The 17,374-nt window shown below is 73.4% G+C and carries 14 protein-coding genes; 10 read left to right on the top strand and 4 right to left on the bottom strand.

The features are described from left to right. Positions 1 to 9: 9 nt before the first annotated feature. Complete coding sequence (locus KME75_RS00675) at positions 10 to 1,344, bottom strand: MFS transporter (RefSeq protein WP_219412501.1); 1,335 nt, start codon at positions 1,342 to 1,344, stop codon at positions 10 to 12. Positions 1,345 to 1,427: 83 nt separating this feature from the next. Between KME75_RS00675 and KME75_RS00670 the strand changes: the two genes are divergently transcribed. The 8 genes from KME75_RS00670 (at position 1,428) to KME75_RS00635 (ending at position 12,141) form a co-directional block, all read left to right on the top strand. Continuing rightward, the gene (locus tag KME75_RS00670) at positions 1,428 to 3,008 is read left to right on the top strand and encodes a PucR family transcriptional regulator (protein WP_219412500.1); all 1,581 of its coding nucleotides are present in this window, start codon (positions 1,428 to 1,430) and stop codon (positions 3,006 to 3,008) included. 367 nt (positions 3,009 to 3,375) lie between these two features. Then, positions 3,376 to 4,770 (top strand): NAD(P)/FAD-dependent oxidoreductase, encoded by a 1,395-nt coding sequence (locus KME75_RS00665; protein WP_219412499.1) that lies wholly within the window; start codon positions 3,376 to 3,378, stop codon positions 4,768 to 4,770. Between the two features lie 27 nt (positions 4,771 to 4,797). Then, positions 4,798 to 6,198, top strand: a complete 1,401-nt coding sequence (locus KME75_RS00660) for an NAD(P)/FAD-dependent oxidoreductase (protein WP_219412498.1) — start codon at positions 4,798 to 4,800, stop codon at positions 6,196 to 6,198. Beyond that, a complete protein-coding gene (locus KME75_RS00655; RefSeq protein WP_219412497.1) occupies positions 6,195 to 7,868 on the top strand; it encodes an amidohydrolase in 1,674 nt (557 codons plus the stop codon). The genes KME75_RS00660 and KME75_RS00655 overlap by 4 nt, the downstream gene beginning before the upstream one ends. A 29-nt stretch (positions 7,869 to 7,897) precedes the next feature. After that, entirely contained in the window at positions 7,898 to 9,088 is a 1,191-nt protein-coding gene (locus KME75_RS00650; RefSeq protein WP_219412496.1) for an ABC transporter ATP-binding protein, read from the top strand. 63 nt (positions 9,089 to 9,151) lie between these two features. After that, a complete protein-coding gene (locus tag KME75_RS00645; RefSeq protein WP_219412495.1) occupies positions 9,152 to 10,321 on the top strand; it encodes a polyamine ABC transporter substrate-binding protein in 1,170 nt (389 codons plus the stop codon). Between the two features lies 1 nt (position 10,322). Next, positions 10,323 to 11,228: an ABC transporter permease gene (locus KME75_RS00640; RefSeq protein WP_219412494.1), complete on the top strand. Its 906-nt coding sequence runs from the start codon at positions 10,323 to 10,325 to the stop codon at positions 11,226 to 11,228. Positions 11,229 to 11,256: 28 nt separating this feature from the next. Continuing rightward, positions 11,257 to 12,141: an ABC transporter permease gene (locus KME75_RS00635; RefSeq protein ID WP_219412493.1), complete on the top strand. Its 885-nt coding sequence runs from the start codon at positions 11,257 to 11,259 to the stop codon at positions 12,139 to 12,141. Positions 12,142 to 12,204: 63 nt separating this feature from the next. On the opposite strand, the gene KME75_RS00630 is transcribed toward KME75_RS00635, so the two are convergent. After that, the gene (locus tag KME75_RS00630; RefSeq protein ID WP_219412492.1) at positions 12,205 to 12,897 is read right to left on the bottom strand and encodes a hypothetical protein; all 693 of its coding nucleotides are present in this window, start codon (positions 12,895 to 12,897) and stop codon (positions 12,205 to 12,207) included. Positions 12,898 to 13,087: 190 nt separating this feature from the next. Beyond that, positions 13,088 to 13,759, bottom strand: a complete 672-nt coding sequence (locus KME75_RS00625) for a Dph6-related ATP pyrophosphatase (protein ID WP_219412491.1) — start codon at positions 13,757 to 13,759, stop codon at positions 13,088 to 13,090. A 317-nt stretch (positions 13,760 to 14,076) separates the two neighbouring features. Between KME75_RS00625 and KME75_RS00620 the strand changes: the two genes are divergently transcribed. After that, entirely contained in the window at positions 14,077 to 14,649 is a 573-nt protein-coding gene (locus KME75_RS00620; protein WP_219412490.1) for a hypothetical protein, read from the top strand. Positions 14,650 to 14,871: 222 nt separating this feature from the next. Here the strand turns inward: KME75_RS00620 and KME75_RS00615 are convergent, their stop codons facing one another. Next, a complete protein-coding gene (locus KME75_RS00615; RefSeq protein ID WP_219412489.1) occupies positions 14,872 to 15,639 on the bottom strand; it encodes an SGNH/GDSL hydrolase family protein in 768 nt (255 codons plus the stop codon). 206 nt (positions 15,640 to 15,845) lie between these two features. Between KME75_RS00615 and KME75_RS00610 the strand changes: the two genes are divergently transcribed. Then, positions 15,846 to 17,198 (top strand): amidase family protein, encoded by a 1,353-nt coding sequence (locus tag KME75_RS00610; protein ID WP_219412488.1) that lies wholly within the window; start codon positions 15,846 to 15,848, stop codon positions 17,196 to 17,198. Positions 17,199 to 17,374 lie beyond the last annotated feature (176 nt).

Raw genomic sequence — 17,374 nt, 5'->3', positions numbered from 1 at the left:
GGGGGGGGATCAGGCGACGCCCGGGCGGGGAGCGGGCTCCGCGCCTGTCCCCGCCGCGGGGCTGTCGGCGAGCTGCGGCGCGAGCACCGTGCAGACGATCGCGACCAGGCACATCAGCACGAGCAGCCCGACCACCGGGAGCGGCCCGCCGTACGCGTTCAGCAGGGCCGTGGCCACGAGGGGGGACAGGCCGCCGAAGATCGCACCGGCCACCTGGTAGGAGAGCGAGATGCCGGTGTAGCGCACCTCCGGCCGGAACATGGCGGACAGGATGGCCGGCAGCGGGCCGTAGGTGCCGGACATGCCGATCCTCATCACGAGGATCATCGTGACGATCAGCGCCGTGTTCTGGGTCGGCATCACCAGGAACTGCGGGCCGGCCAGCAGCGCCACCGCCACCAGCCCGCCGATCACCACGCGCCGCGGGCCGACCCGGTCGCCCAGCCAGGACGTGACCAGCGTGGCGACGACCTCCAGGAACGCCGCGGCCGTCAGCGCGTTCAGCACGGTCGTCTCGGACACGCCGATCTCGGGACCGGTCGCGTAGGCCAGCAGGAAGGTCGTGACGATGTAGTAGCCGCCGACCGCCACCGGCAACGCACCGATGCCCAGCAGCACCGCGCGCATCGACGTCCGCAGCGCGGCCTTGACCGGGAGCTCGGCCGGCTGCCGCCGTGCGTGCTCGTCGCGCATGGCGACGAAGACCGGCGACTCCTCGACGCGCAACCGGATCACCAGGCCGACCACGATGAGCACGGCGGAGGCGAGGAACGGCAGCCGCCAGCCCCAGCTCAGCAGCGCGTCATCGTCCAATGTCGACACGAGGCTGAACGCACCGGTGGCCAACAGAGCGCCGACGGAGTTGCCGATCTGCGGGAAGCAGCCGTAGAACGTCTTCCGCGCCGCGGGGGCGTGCTCGACGGCCATCAGCGCCGCGCCGCCCCACTCGCCACCGACGGCCAGCCCCTGCACGAACCGGAAGACGACGAGCAGGATCGGGGCGGTCACGCCGATGGCGGAGTATGTGGGCAGCAGGCCGACCGCGAAGGTGACGCTGCCCATCATGAGGAGGGTGGTGACCAGGGCCGCCTTCCGCCCGACCCGGTCGCCGAAGTGCCCGAACACGACCCCGCCGAGCGGCCGGGCGAAGAAACCCACCGCGAAGATCGCGAACGAGGCCATGACGCCGGTCAGGCGGTCGGTGTCGGCGGGGAAGAACAGCTCGCCCAGCACCAGCGAGGCGGCGGTGGCGTAGACGTAGAAGTCGTACCACTCGATCGTCGTGCCGACGAACGAGCCGAATGCGGCACGCCGGGCGGCGACGGGATGGCTTTGCACGGTCATCGTTGACCTCCATCGCGCTGGTAGGTGGGGAGAACCGTAGGTCCGGACCGCTCCCGGTCCCGCGGGACGATCCGTACAATCTCGTGCTCAACGTTGTGCACTTCGCACTTCCCGAGGGGGAGCCCGTGCCGCTCACCGTTGCCGACGTGCTCGAACTCCCCGACCTGGCGCTCGAGCCGCTGGCGGGAGCCGGGGGCCTCGACCGCCACGTCCGCTGGGCGCACGTCATCGAGCTCGCCGATCCCGTGCCCTGGCTGCGCGGCGGCGAGCTGGTGCTGACCGTCGGGCTGGGCATCCCCGAGGACGCCGCAGGTCAGCAGGCATATGTGCACCGGCTCGTCGCCGCCGGTTGCGCCGGCCTGGGCTTCGCCGTGGGGGAGCTCCTCGACCGGTTGCCGGCCCCGGTCCTCGACGTCGCCGACGAGGTGGGCTTTCCGGTCCTGGGGGTGCTCGGCGACACTCCGTTCATCGCCGTCACCGAAGCGGTCGCCCGGTGGCATGCCGACGAGCGGTCCCGGCACGAGCGGCTGGCGATCGATGCCCAGGACGCGATGGCCCGCGCCGCGCTGCGGTCCGGGCACGGCGGCGTCCTGCGCGAGCTGGCCCGCGGCACCGGCGGCGAGACGGTGCTGCTGGACTCTTCCGGGCACACGCTGGTCGCGACGCCGCGGCGGCCGCGTGACTGGCACGACGTCGTGCGGGACGCGGTGCTGCGCTCGGCCGGTTCCCGTGGCGCGATCGGACTGACCCATGCCGACTGCGACGTGCACGTGCAGAGCATCGGGACGCACGGGATGCCCCGTGGATGGCTCGCCGTGCGCTGCCCCCATCCCGCGCCCGCGCACGTGCGCCTGCTGGCCAATCACGCCGCGGCGCTCGTCGGGGTGGGCGTCGAAGGGCTGCGCGTCGCCCGCGCCACCACACACCGGCAGCGGGGCGTGGTGTTCGGGGCCGCTCTCGACGGCGGCGGCGACCTGGCGTGGCGGCGCGTGGCGGAGCTCTGCCCGCTGCCCCCGGCCCCGTACGAGGTTCTCGTGTTCCACGTGCCCGGGGTGAGCGCCGCAGGCCTCGCCGGCGCCGTGCTCGACGCGCTCGCCGACGTGCTCGCCGATCCCCGCCTGGAGGAGCGCACCGTCGTCTGCCCGCGGCCGGAGGGCCTCGTCGCGGTCCTGCCGATGCGTGCGGACCCGCTCGGTCCCCTGCTGGTGCGGCGCCTGGACATGGTCGGCGGCTACGGCGTGCGCGCCGGTGCAGCGCGGGCCGGCGACCGCTCCGTGATCGCCGGCGCGATCGCCCGTGCAGCGGGCGCGATCGGTGACGGGGAATCGGGCTACCGGAACGCCGACGACATCGGTGCATGGCAGCTGCTGCGCGAGGCGATGGATCCCGCGGGAATCCAGCGGTTCACCGACGCCGTGCTCGAGCGCCTGCTGCGCCACGCCGGTGACGACCGCCCGGACACCGTGTCCCTGGTGGAGTGCCTGCGGGCGTTCCTGGACCAGGGCGGCAACCTCGAGGCCGCCGCCCGCGCGCTCGGAGTGCACCGCAACACCCTGCGGTCCCGGCTGCGTAAGGCCGAGCGGCTGAGCGGGCGCTCGCTGTCCGACCCGCGGGCGCGGCTGGAGCTCTGGCTGGCCGTGACGATGGCGGCGGAGAACCCGTAGCGAGCTTGCGAAGCGCCGGCCGAGCGCGGCGAGGACGTGCGCGGCGAGGACGTGCCGGTGAGCGAGCTTGCGAGCGAACCATCGACACAGCGCCTGGGCGAAGCGCCGGCCGAGCGCAGCGAGGACGTGCGGTGAGCCGGTTGCCCGTCCGAGCGGCCGGATCGGCGATCACACGCTAAGTCATGGGTCTCGGCTGCGCAACGAAAACCGTCGACATCGCCGCCGGTAGCCGCATAATCCGTTGCTTCATACGTTCAGAGCATCGCTCTTCGTTGTGACCGACGCTACAGTCCCCGGAAATCAATCCGAGGGAAGGAGGGTCGCCCGTGGGCTCGATGGCTACCCGTCGCACGGTTCCCGGTGCGCGATGAACGGGCTCGGGGGTGTCCGCGCCAACGGAAGCGTCTCGTTCTGGTACGCGCAGATGGGCGGGCCGCCGTCGCGGCGCGAACCGCCCCGCGGTGACACCGACGTCGACGTCTGCATCGTGGGTGGCGGCTTCACCGGCCTCTGGACCGCCTACTACCTGGCGAAGGACGCCCCTCACCTGCGCATCGCGGTGCTCGAGCAGGAGTTCTGCGGCTTCGGCGCTTCCGGCCGCAACGGTGGGTGGGTCACCGCCGCACTCGCCGGCTCCCGGCGCCGGTTCGCGGCGACCCACGGCCGGCAGGGCGTTCTCGACCTGCAGCGGCATATGCAGCTGACGGTGGACGAGGTCGTGCGGGTGGCAGCGGCCGAGGGGATCGAGGCGGACGTCGTCAAGAGCGGCTCCGTGACGGTCGCGCGCACGCCGGCCCAGCAGCACAGGCTCGAGGCCAGGGTGCGCGAGGACGCGCAGTGGGGCGACCCCGAGCACGTGCTGCTGAGCGCCGAGGAGACCCGCGAGCGCGTCGATGTCCACGGCGTCGTCGGGGGCTCCTGGACGCCGCACTGCGCGCGGGTGCAGCCCGCCCGTCTCGTGCGTGGCCTCGCGGACGTCGTCGAGGGGATGGGCGTCGCGCTCCACGAGGGCACCCGGGCCCTGGCCCAGCGCCCGGGCCGGGTGGTCACCGACCACGGCGTCGTCCGCGCCGGGTACGTCCTGCGCGCGACCGAGGGGTTCACCGCCGCGCTGCCCGGCCTGCGACGGCACTGGCTCCCGATGAACTCCGCGATGGTCGTCACCGACGCGCTGCCCGACGAGGTGTGGGCCGCCATCGGCTGGGAGCGGGCCGAGACGGTGGGGGACACGGCGCACGCGTACATGTACGCCCAGCGGACGGCGGACGGGCGCATCGCCCTGGGCGGGCGGGGGGTGCCCTACCGGTTCGGCTCCCGGACCGACGACGCCGGCCGCACGCAGGAGGCCACGGTCGCGTCGCTGCGCCGCGTCCTGCACGAGTTCTTCCCGGCCGCCGCGGACGTCCCACTCGCGCACGCGTGGGCGGGTGTGCTCGCCGTGCCCCGGGACTGGTGCTCCACGGTGGGACTGGACCGCGCGACCGGGATGGGCTGGGCCGGCGGGTACGCGGGGCACGGGGTGGCCACCGCCAACCTGGCCGGGCGCACGCTGCGCGACCTGGTGCTCCAGCGCGAGACCGAGCTGACCCGGCTGCCGTGGGTCGGTCGCCGCGTCCGGGCCTGGGAGCCGGAACCGCTGCGCTGGCTCGGGGTGCGCGGGATGTACGCGGCGTACCGGGCCGCCGACCGGCACGAGGCGGGCGGCCGGGCGAGCACCTCACCGATCGCCCGGGTGGCCGACCTGGTCGCGAACCGTTCCTGACCACCGACGCACGACCATGGAGGCACTGTGCGCGACCCGCACCTGGCGGCGCTGGCCGACGCGGAACCGACCGTGTACTGGTGGGACGATCCGGCCCGACCCGAGCCAGCGGGCTCGCTGGTCGGTGACGTCACGTGCGACCTAGCCGTCGTCGGCGGCGGCTTCGCCGGGCTGTGGTCGGCGCTGCTGGCCAAGGAGCGCGACCCGTCGGTCGACGTGGTGCTCGTGGAGGCCCACGAGGTCGGGTGGGCGGCATCGGGCCGCAACGGGGGCTTCTGCGACGCGAGCCTGACGCACGGGCACGCGAACGGCCGGGCGCGGTTCCCCGCCGAGTTCGAGCTGCTGGACAAGCTCGGTCGCGACAACCTCGACGCCATCGCCGCGACCGTGCAGCGCTACGGGATCGACTGCGACTTCGAGCGCACCGGCGAGCTGGACGTCGCCGTCGCCCCGTGGCAGGTGGCCGAGCTGCAGGCCGAGGCCCGGTTGCGTGCGGAGGCGGGGGGCGACGTCGCACTGCTGGACGGCGATGCCGTGCGCGCCGAGGTCGCGTCGCCGACGTACCTGGCCGGTCTGTGGGACAAGGACGGCTGCGCGATGGTCAACCCGGCGCGCCTGGCCTGGGGCCTGCGCCGGGCGTGCGTGGAGCTCGGCGTGCGGCTCCACGAGCGGACGCCCGTGCGGCGGTTGCACCCGGGTGCCACGGCCGTCCGGCTGGAGACGCCGTACGGCGGCGTGCTCGCCCGCTCCGTGGCGGTGGGCACCAACGCGTTCCCGTCGCCGCTGCGCGCCGCCCGCCGGTACACGGTGCCGGTGTACGACCACGTCCTGATGACCGAACCGCTGTCCGCGGAGCAGCTCGCCGCGATCGGTTGGCGGAACCGGCAGGGTCTGGCCGACGCCGGCAACCGGTTCCACTACTACCGGCTGACGGCCGACAACCGGATCCTGTGGGGCGGGTACGACGCCGTCTACCACTTCGGCAAGCGGGTCCGGGCCGAGTACGACCAGCGGCCCGAGACGTTCCGGACGCTGGCGAAGAACTTCTTCCGCACCTTCCCCCAGCTCGAGGGCACCCGCTTCACCCACCGGTGGGGTGGCGCCATCGACACCTGCAGCCGGTTCTGCGTGTTCTTCGGGACCGCCCACGGCGGACGGGTGGCCTACTCGGCCGGGTACACGGGGCTCGGCGTGGGCGCCACCCGCTTCGGCGCGGAGGTCGTGCTCGACCTGCTGGCGGGCCGGCGCAGTGAGCTGACCGAGCTGGAGCTGGTGCGCCGCAAACCGATCCCGTTCCCCCCGGAACCGCTGAGCTACCTCGGGATCCGGGCGACGGGTCGTGCCCTGGCCAGGGCCGACGAACGCGGGGGGCACCGCAACCTCTGGTTGCGGGCACTCGACGCGGTGGGAATGGGGTTCGAGTCATGAGCGTCATCGGAGCCCGGTCGACCGGCAGGCGCTCGGCGGGAACGCGCTCGCGCCACGCCGATCTCGTCATCACCGGAGCGGACGTCTACCCGGTGGACGCGGCCCGCAGCTGGGCGGGCGCCGTCGCCGTCCGGGGTGATCGCATCGTCGCCGTCGGCTCGGACGACGAGGTGCGCGAGCTCGTGGGTCCGCGCACCGAGCACCTCCACCTGCCGGGCCGCATGGTGCTCCCCGGGTTCCAGGACGCGCACGTGCACCCACCGTTCGCAGGGCTGGACCGCATGCGCGTGTCGCTGCACGACGCGGCGAGCAGGCAGGAGTGCCTGGACCTCGTGGGGCGCTACGCCCAGGAGAACCCCGAGCTGGAGTGGATCACCGGTGGCGGCTGGTCGATGGAGCACTTCCCGGGCGGCACCCCGGTCAAGGAGGACCTCGACGCCGTCGTGGGGAACCGCGCGGTGTTCCTGTTCAACCGCGACGTCCACGGCGCCTGGGTGAGCACGCGGGCGCTGGAGCTCGCCGGTATCACCGCCGACACCCCGGACCCGATCTCGGGGCGGGTCGAGCGGGACCCGGTGACCGGTGAACCGACCGGAACCCTGCACGAGGGGGCCGCTTACCAGCTACGGGACCAGCTGCTTCCGCCGCCGACCCGCCGCGAGTGGGAGGCCGCGATCCTGGACGCGCAGGCCTACCTCCACTCGCTCGGCATCACCGGATGGCAGGACGCCTGGGTGACGCCGGCGACGCTGGAGGCGTACCGCTCGCTGGCGGGTGCGGGGCGGCTGACCGCGCGCGTGGTGGGCGCGTTGTGGTGGGAACGGTCGCGGGGGCTGGAGCAGATCCCGGAGCTCGTCGAGCAGCGGGAGCGCGGCGGCGCCCCCGGCTTCCACCCCCGGACCGTGAAGATCATGGCCGACGGCGTGCTGGAGAACTACACCGGCGCGCTGCTCGAGCCCTACTGCGACGGCTGCGGCGGGTCGACGGCCAACTCCGGCCTCGACTTCGTCGAGCCGGACCTGCTCGGGGCCGCCGTCACCCAGCTGGACCGGCTGGGCTTCCAGGTGCACATGCACGCCATCGGGGACCGCGCCGTCCGCAACTGCCTCGACGCCGTCGAGAAGGCCGTGACGGCCACCGGCAGGCGCGACTCGCGCCATCACATCGCCCACGTCCAGCTCGTCCACCCCGCCGACGTGCCCCGGTTCCGGGAGCTGGGCGTGGTCGCGAACCTGCAGGCCTACTGGGCCCAGTCGGACGTGCAGCTGGAGGAGCTGACCCGCCCGTTCCTCGGCGAGGAGCGGATGGCGACGATGTACCCGTTCGGTGACTTCCTGCGCTCGGGTGCGGTGCTCGCGATGGGCAGCGACTGGGCGGTGAGCACGCCCGACCCGCTGGCCCAGATCGAGGTGGCCGTGCGGCGGCTGGGCCGGGGCGACGACGCCGAGCCGTTCCTGCCGGACCAGCGGATCCCGCTGCCGGATGCGATCTCCGCGTTCACCGCGGGATCGGCGTACGTCAACCACGACGAGGCCGGGGGCGTCCTCGCGTCCGGCAGGCGAGCCGACCTGGCGGTGGTCGACCGGAACCTGTTCGCCTGCGAGCAGGGCCGGGTCGGCGATGCGCGCGTCGAGCTGACCGTCGCGAGCGGTCGGGTGGTGCACCGATGAATCGAGCGACGGAGGCGAGTGATCATGCGATGACGTCCGGAAACGGGGCCGCGGCCACCGGCGGTGGGGAGTCCGCCCGCGGGGCCGTCCGGCTGGTCGACGTGCAGAAGCGGTACGGGGACGTCGTGGCGGTCGACCGCGTCGACCTCGACGTGCGGCCCGGCGAGTTCCTCTCGTTGCTCGGCCCCTCGGGCTGCGGCAAGACCACGTCGCTGCGCATGCTCGCCGGCTTCGAGCAGCCGGACCGCGGCCAGATCCTCATCTCCGGCCGGGCCGTGCAGGGCGTGCCGCCGCACAAGCGGGACGTGAACACCGTCTTCCAGGCCTTCGCCCTGTTCCCGCACATGTCCGTCGCGGAGAACGTGGCGTACGGGCTGCGGCAGCGGCGGGTCGGCAAGGTGGAGACCGGGCAGCGCGTCGGCGAGGCGCTCGACATGGTCAAGATGGGGCCGATGGCCCGGCGGCGGCCCGGCCAGCTCTCCGGTGGCCAGCAGCAGCGGGTCGCGCTGGCGCGGGCCCTCGTGAACCGGCCGAGCGTGCTGCTCCTGGACGAGCCGCTCGAGGCGCTCGACCGGAAGCTGCGCGAGGAGATGCAGGTCGAGCTGAAGCTGTTGCAGTCCCAGCTCGGCACCACGTTCATCTTCGTCACGCACGACCAGGAGGAAGCGCTGTCGATGAGCGACCGCATCGCGGTGATGCGTGACGGCCGGGTCGAGCAGATCGACGACCCCAACACCGTCTACGACCACCCGGCGAACGCGTTCGTGGCGGGCTTCATCGGGCAGCAGAACTTCTTTCACGGCGCGGCGCACGAGCACGGGACCGTGGTCCGCGCCCCGGGCGTCGTCCTGCGCTCGGCCCGCGACGTCCGCCCGCTGGCCGAGGGCGCCACCGCGACCGCCGCCGTCCGTCCCGAGGAGATCGTGGTCGGTGCGGCGGCCGGCACGGCGACCGAGAACGGCACCGCGACCGAGAACACCGCGCAGGGTGTCCTGCGCGGGGTCTCGCACCTCGGCGACACGATCCAGTACGTGGTGGTCACCGGCCACGGTCCGGGCCTGATCGCCCGCACCCCGCGTTCCCGGGCGCCCCGGCTGGACGTCGGCGCCGAGGTCGGGTGCAGCTGGCCTGCCGACCAGGTCCACGTGTTCGGCTCGGAGCGACCGGATCTCGCGGCCGAGGACCCCGTCGACCGGCCGGCCGAGTCGGCCCTCACCTGAGCAGTTCCTCCCTCACCCAGCCCCACCGATCCCTGAGGCGACGTGGCCTCGGAAGGAGCCGGAATGAACGAGTTCGACGGTGACCGGACGGTACGGCTTCTGGCGTCCCGCGGCGCGGCCGCCCGGCTGAGCCGCCGGAAGTTCCTCGGAGGTGCGTTCGCGGCCGGTCTGTCCGGCGTCGTCCTCGGCGGCTGCGGCAGCTCCGCGGAGGGGTCGGGCCCCGCGGGCGGGCCGGGGGACCAGCTGAACATGTACACGTGGGGCGAGTACAACGCCCCGGAGGTGCTCGCGAGCTTCACGTCCGAGGTCGGGCCACGCCTGCAGGTCGACACGTTCGCGTCGAACGAGGAGATGATCGCGAAGCTGGTCGCGGCCGCCGGCACGAGCGGCTACGACATCGTCGTCCCCACCGGCACCTTCGTCCCCCAGATGTCGCAGAACGGGCTGCTCGAGGAGCTGGACCTGACCCGGATCCCGAACATGGCGAACCTGGAGGACCAGTTCCTCGACCAGGAGTGGGACGCGGGCAACGCCTACTCCGTCTGCAAGACGTGGGGCACGACCGGCTTCGTCTACGACAACACGAAGATCCAGCGCGAGCTGACGTCGTGGAAGGACTTCCTCGACGCCGCACAGAACGAGGGGGCCGGTGCCACGTCCGTGGTGGACGATCCCAAGGAGGTCGTCGGCATCGCCCTGTTCGCGCAGGGCGTCGACGTCAACACCACCGACGAGCGGGAGCTCGCGGAGGCCGAACGCATCCTGCTCGAGCAGCTCGTCCCCCACGTCACGGTCTTCGACTCCTACCCCGGCGGCAGCGCGATGTCGGAGTCGTCCCGGGTCCTCATCCAGGCGTGGAACGGCGACGCCCGGCAGGGGGTGCTCGCCGAGGGCGACACGGGCCGGTGGAAGTGGGTGCTGCCCACCGAGGGCTCCAACCTGTGGATGGACAACTGGGCCATCGTCAAGGGCGCACAGCACACCGATGCGGCGTATGCCTTCATCGACTACATCCTGCAGCCGGAGGTGTCCCTCGCCGAGCTCGCCTACATCGGCTACCACACCGGCGTGAAGGGCATCCAGAAGGCGGCCGAGGAGCAGGGTCTGGAACGGCTGGACATGGTGTTCTTCACCGAGGAGCAACTCGAGAGCCGCGTCCCGATGACGCTGAACGAGGCCCACCAGCGGATCGTGGACATCATGGGCACGCTCAAGGCGAACGCCGGGGCCTGAGGTGGCCATCGGATCCCCCCAGCGGCGCCTGCGCGCACCGCGGGCGGCGCTGGCCTTCCCGGCCTGGGCCTGGTTCCTGTTCTTCTTCGTCGCCCCGGTCGCCCTGGTCGCCTGGTACAGCTTCGGGTTCAAGCCGGGGCTGTTCGGCACCCACTCCAACGAGGTGCTGTCGCTCGACCGCTACCGCGAGGCGATGGCCGGCCCGTTCGGTCTGACGTTCCGCAACACGCTGGAGGTCGGTCTGCTCGGCACGGCGCTGTGCCTGCTGGTCGGCTTCCCCTTCGCGTACTGGCTCGCGGTCAAGGTGCCGGCCCGCTGGCGCGGACTGGTGCTCGGCCTGGTGATGGTGCCGTTCTGGACGAACTTCCTGGTGCGCACGATCGGCTGGCGGCTGATCCTGTCCGGGGACGGGACGCTGTCGAACTTCCTGCAGGACATCGGGCTGCTCGGGGAGCCGCTGTCGGTGCTGTACACGCGCACCGCCGTCCAGGTCGGCGTGGTGTACAACTACCTGCCGCTGATGATCCTCCCGCTGTTCGTGGCGCTCGACCGGATGGACCCGGCGCTGCGCGAGGCGAGCAAGGACCTCGGGGCCAACCGGTGGCGGACGCTCTGGAACGTCACCCTGCCGTTGGCGTCGCCGGGCATCGCCGCCGGCCTGCTGCTGGTGTTCATCCCGTTGATGGGCGACTACATCACGGCGACCGTGCTCGGCGGCGCCCGCGGCAACATGGTCGGCCAGCTCGTGGCGTCCCAGTTCCAGACCGCCCAGAACTGGGCCCTCGGTTCGGCGATGGCAGTGCTGCTGATCCTGGTCATCCTGGCGACGGTCCTCGTCGCCGCGGTCGTCGCACTCGGCCTGCGCGTCGTGCTGAGGGCCCGCCGACGGGTGGTGCTCGACCGGTGAAGGAGGCGAACCAGTGCAGGAGGCAGCGGTGACCGCAGTCCGTCCACGCGAGGCGACCACCCGCCAGGCGCGCCCTCGCCGCAGCGCGAGCCAGGTCGTGTTGCTGCTGTTCGGCCTGGCCGTCTTCGTCTTCCTGTTCCTGCCGATCGCCTACATCGTGGTCTTCTCGTTCAACACCGGGCGGCTCCTCCAGGTCTGGGAGGGGTTCGGCGTCGACTCGTACACGCGGATGGCCGGGAACGACACGATGCGGCAGACCATCTGGGTGTCGATCCGCGCCGGCGTCGGGGCAGCTCTGGTCTCGACGGTCCTCGGCGCGCTGGCCGGGGTCGCGCTCGCGAGGAGGCCCGGACGCTGGTCGCCCGTCTTCGTCGCACTCCTCGCGCTCGTGCTCGTCACCCCCGAGATCGTGGCGGCGGTGTCGTTGCTGCCGTGGTTCGTCACCCTCGGCACCGATGCCGGGCTCACGCCGCTGAACGGCGGGCTCGTCCGGCTCGTGATCGGGCACTCGCTGTTCGCCACCGCGGTGGTGACGTTCATCGTGCGCGCCCGGATGCAAGGCATCGACGAGTCATTGGAGGAGGCGGCCGCCGACCTCTACGCCACCCCGTGGCGCCGGTTCCGGGAGATCACGCTGCCGCTGATGATGCCGGCCGTGCTGGCGGGCGCGCTGATGTCGTTCACCCTGAGCCTCGACAACACGATCGTGTCGGCCTTCGTGCAGGTCAGCGGCAGCACGCCGTGGCCGGTGTACGTGCTGTCCTCGCTGCGGTCGTCGCTGCGCCCCGAGATCGCCGCCATGTCGACGGTGATGCTGCTGCTGACGCTCGCCTCGCTGGCACTGGTCGCGCTGGTGCTGCGCCGGTCCGGTGACTCCGCCGGCCGGATCGTCAGGACCATGGGTGGCGGCTGACCCATCGGAACCTCGGTCGGTCTCCTCAGCGCGGTCCACGACGGACCTGTGGCCCCGGGCCCGTCATTCGGGAACCGGGATCAGGAACCGCTCGGTGACGAACCACCACAGGGAGTCGAGGGCGAACAGGGCTCCTGCCAGGATCAGCGCACCCGTCCCGAGGATCGACGCGACCGGGCGGACCCGGTCCCAGACCCGGTGGAACCACGTGACGGCCCGTTCGTGGCGCCCGCGCGCGGTCGCGACCATCAGCGCGATCAGCGGCGCCTGGCTCACGAGGATCCAGAGCAGGTGGGCGGCCGCGACGCCGACGACGGACTCCTCGCGGCCCGCCACCACGACGAGGCCGACGAACGTGGGGTCGAGCACCGCGGCGGCCGCCCAGAGAACACCGAGGCCGAGCAGTGCGCTGCCGCTCGTGCGGGTGCGTCCGCGCGGTCGGGGTGGGTGCGACTCCGGCCGCCGCAGGCGGGCGACGGCCCACCACAGCAGGCCGGCGGCGATCAGCAGCTCGATCAGCGCGGCGAGCCGATCCGGGGGGAGCATCGCGGTCCACTGCACCGTCCGGAGCCGTTGCCCGACGGTGAGGGACAGGACGGTGCCCAGGAGGGCGGTGCCGAGGACGGAGACGAAGCCGAAGCCCAGGACCTCGCGCTCGCGCGCTCCCATCGTCAGCGCGCCGACGGCGATCAAGGCGCCGGCCGGGTCGATGCCGGCGACGCCGAGCCCGGCTGCCGCGAGCAGCAGATGGACCATCAGGCCCGCTCGCGCCGCGCCCGGTGGTGCGCTTCGGGTGGTGCCGCCGCAGCGGTCGTCATCGGCCGAGTATCACCGAACCCGGCGCGGTGCGCTGCCGGTCCGACGACCGATCGGATGATCGGAACGCTCGTCGGGCCGTCCCGGGACAGGTGCCCCGGATCTGCGGGGATTCCGTGCGGCGTGCAGCTCAGCGCGGTTCCAGGTCCGCGACGACGAACCCGTCCCGTTCGACGGGCTCCCCGACGGTCACGTCCACGGGGGCGGTGAAGCCCGGGCCGTCGACGACGAAGGTGTGGAACTCGCCGTTCTCCCCGCACGGGTCGACTCCGGCGGGCAGCGCGTCCAGGAACCGCTCGTCGAACCACCGCCCGGCCAGCTCAGCCGGTGCCTGCGTGGGGTCGACGCACGTCACCACGGCGCGCAGCCCGCCGCGCACCATCTCGACGGCCAGCTCCGCGGTGGGGCGGCCCCACAGTGGGAACAGCGGCGTGACTCCGGAGCCGGCGAGCGCCCGCTCCCGGTAGTCGCGGACGTCGCGCAGGTGCAGGTCGCCGAACACGAGCCGCTCGACACCCGCCCGGGTGGCCGCGGCGAGCGCGTCGCCCATTCGCGCCTCGTAGACCTCGTTGGGACACGGCCACGGCAGGTCGACGGTGTGCAGGGGCAGGCCGAGGGCATCGGCCTGTGCCTGCACCAGAGCATGCGGAACGCCGTGCACCGGAACCCGGCAGGTCGTGGTGTCGAGCGTCGTGAACAGGCCGACGACGTCCACGGCAGCGGTCTCGCGCGCTGCGTACAGGGCGAACGCGCCGTCCTTGCCGGACGACCAGCTGACCCAGCTGCGGGTGGGGTTCGCCATCCCGGACGAATCTACCGCCCGCTCGCCGACATGGGGTCGTGTCCGGTCATGACACGGCCATGACCTGCAGGCATGACCTTCGGCACCTGGCAGCGGCGCCGCCTGCGGAGACCCTTGTCCGCGTCGGTCCCCGAGCGAACCGGAGGGCCCGTCATGACGGTCCCGGGCGGGTTTCCCGCGTTTCCGATCCGACTGGAGGAGGAGTGGATGCACGACGAGGCGGCGCTGTCGGCGGCCGGAGGCAGGGAGGCCTCCGTCCATCCGGGCGAGGGTGGGCAGTCCCGCCTGCGTTACCGGGTTCGACGCGAGGAGGTGTCATGAGTAGCCCTGCCGACGCGGTGGCAAGTGCGCCCGACCGCCCGTGGCTCCTGCGCCGCTGGCCCGCCGCGGCCGGACTCGTGCTGGCCCTGGCGACCGGGATCGGCATCGCCGGTGGCGGCGAGGTCGTGCCGGTCGTCACGGCCTCCGGATTCGTCTATCTGGGCGCCGCGGCGCTGCGGTCGCGCGCGGCGGCGTGGCCGGTGTTCGCGGTCGCCTTCGTGCTGATCGGGATCGGGCGCGCGGTGCCCGCGTTCGACCCGTCGTGGTGGATGCTCGGCCTGGCTGCCGTGCTGGTGGGCTATGGCGCGTCCCGGGGTGCGCTGCGCCCGCCGTGGGGGCTGCCGCTGCAGGCCGCCGCGATGCTGGTCCTGGGAGCCGTCGCGCTCGTGGCCGTCGAGGCGGCGGCGGGGTGGGCCGGGCTGGTGGTCGCGGCCGGGCTGCTCGCCCACGCCGCATGGGACGTTCACCATCACCGGACGGAGCGGGTCGTGGCGCGCTCGATGGCCGAGTTCTGCGCGGTGCTCGACACCGTTCTCGCGCTGGTCGTACTGATCGTCACGGTCACCTGACCTCGGCGCCGCCGCCGACCACCTGTCTCCACGGGTCGATTCGAGGCGGCGGCGGCGAGCTGGCCCGGCTGTTCTGCACCGGCCACCCACTCGATGTCGCGGTCCTCGATCAGGCGGTCAAGATCGTCGAGGGCACGGTCGCCGGCTACCCGCCGGACCACCCGTTCTGGCGGGTGACCTGCGCAGCCTCCGATACGCGCCGCCTGCGCCCGCCCGACCCGGCTACACCTGCTGCTCGTCGGCGGCCGGGACGGGGACCCAGTCGAGGTACTTGCCGGTCCGGGTGTCGCCGGAGGAGCGGCCCCGCAGCCTGCGGTGAACCCAGGGGAGCACGTGCTCGCGGTAGTAGCGCGCCTCGGTGCGCAGCCGGCGGGCCACGAGTGGGTCGGCGCTCGCCGCCCGGGCCGCCGGGCCCGCGCCCAGCGCCTCGAGCACGAGCTCGGCGACCCGCTGATGGCCTGCGCCGTTCAGGTGCAGCCGATCCGCGGACCAGTAGCCGGGACGGCGGATCTCGGCGTCGTGGAAGACGTCCACGAGCTGCACGCCATGGGCTGCCGCCAGCGCCCTGATGTGCGTGGTGAGCTCCGCGCCGCGGCGGCGGACCGTGCGCCCGAACGGGAGCCGGTCCGACGGGTCGGCGCCGCTGAGCAGCACGAGCCGAACGCCGGCATCGCGGCAGCGGCGGACCGCTCGCTCGGTCAGGGCGACCAGGCGGGCCACGTCGATGCCCCGGCGCAGCATGTCGTTGCCGCCGCCGTTGAGGGTGATCAGGGTGGGCGCCGGGGCGAGGGACAGGGCCGCCTCGAGCTGGACGGTCACGATCGGCTCCAGCAGGCGCCCCCGGACCGCCAGGTTCGCGTACCGGACCTCGCCACCGCGCGCGGCCGCGAGCCCCGCGGCCACCCGGTCCGCCCAGCCCCGGACGGAGCCGTCCGGGAGTTCGTCGCCGACGCCCTCGGTGAAGCTGTCCCCGATCGCCGCGTACCGCATGACCCCTTCCTGTCAGCCACCCGTCGCCGCTCGCGCTCGCTCTCCTGCGCTCGGCGACGGCCCCCGGACCATCGTCCTCGGCCCGGGCCGTCGGCTCGGGGAGGGGGCTCGGCCGGGCTGGTTACGCTGCTGCTCCCGGTCCCGCCGGCCGTCGCAAGCGCGATCGGTCTCGTGCGTGGCCGTCAGGTCCGACGAGAGGCGGCGCCATGGCTCCCCTGCAGACCCGAGGCCTCGACGAGGTCCGTGCGCAGATCGCTGCGTCGTCCGAGCGGGAGGTGATCGCCCAGAGCCTCGAGGCCGCGCGGGGGATCGCGGGTCTCGGTGCGTTCATCACGCTCGCCGACCGGGCGGAGGGCGGGACCGGTCCGCTGGCCGGGGTGCCGGTCGCGGTGAAGGACAACCTCGACACCCGGGACCTGCCGACCACGGGCGGCACCCCGGCCCTGGCCGACTCGCGACCGGGCCGTGACCAGCTCGCGGTCGAGCGGTTGCGCGCCGCCGGAGCCGCGGTCGTCGGCAAGACCAACCTGCACGAGCTGGCGCTGGGGATCACCAGCAACAACACCGCCTTCGGGCCGGTGCGCAACCCGCACGACCCGGGCCGCTCGTCGGGCGGCTCGTCGGGCGGCTCGGCGGTGGCGGTGGCCACCGGAGTGGTGCCGGTCGCCCTCGGTACCGACACTGGTGGTTCGGTGCGGGTGCCGGCGGCGCACTGCGGTGTGGTCGGCTTCCGGCCGACGGTCGGTCGGTGGGGGACCGGTGCCACCGTGCCGATCTCGCGGACCCGGGACACCGCGGGGGTCCTCGCCTCGACCGTCGCCGACGCCGCGCTCGTCGACGAGCTCGTGACCGGCGAGCGCGCCGCCGCGTCGCCGGCGCGCCGGCTGCGGCTCGGGGTGCCGCGCCCCGGCTTCTACGACGACCTGCACCCCGAGGTGGCCGCGTGCACCGAGCGGGCGCTGGACCGGCTGGCCGACGCCGGCGTCGAGCTGGTGGAGGTGGAGGTGGCCGGCGCACACGAGCTGGACGCCGAGTGCGGCTTCCCGATCGTGTTCTTCGAGATCGCCGAGGACCTGCCGGCCTACCTCGCGACCCTGCCCGGCCCGGAGCGGGAGCTGGGGTTCGCCGACGTGCTGGCCCGGGTCGCCTCCCCGGACGTCCGCGCCGCGCTCGAGCTCGCGGCGAGCGGGGACGTCACCGCGGAGGTCCACCGGCAGGCGCTCGTCACGCGGGACCGCCTGCGGGCGGCGTACGCGGCGGCGCTGTGCCCCGCGGACGGCCGGCTCGACGCGCTCGTCTACCCCACGGTGCCGCTGCCGGCCCCGCCCGTCGGGGACGACGACACCACCGAGCTGAACGGGCGGCAGGTGCCGGTCTTCCTCACCACGATCCGCAACACCGGGCCCGGCTCGACGTCGGGGATTCCGGCGATCTCGCTGCCCGCCGGCGGGACGGCGAGCGGCCTGCCGATCGGGATCTCGCTCGAGGCCCTGCCCGGGGAGGACACCGCCCTGCTCGCCGCCGCCGGCCGGATCGAGACCGTGGTCGTGCCCGAGTAGGGGCCACCAGCCCGCGTTGCAGCAAAGCCACTTTCACGCAACGGCGTTGCATGAAAGTGGCTTTGCTGCAATCCCCGGCGCCCTCAGGGGAGCCGGCTACGTCCGGGCCGGGTCCGTGACCGGCGGACGGCGCGGACCCAGGACGGTTGCCCCGGTCTCCGGCTTCGCCACCGAGC

It is taken from the genome of Pseudonocardia nigra, from assembly GCF_019396355.1.
GTDB classification, from domain to species: Bacteria; Actinomycetota; Actinomycetes; order Mycobacteriales; family Pseudonocardiaceae; genus Pseudonocardia; species Pseudonocardia nigra.
This window is presented reverse-complemented; position numbering and strand designations above follow the sequence as displayed.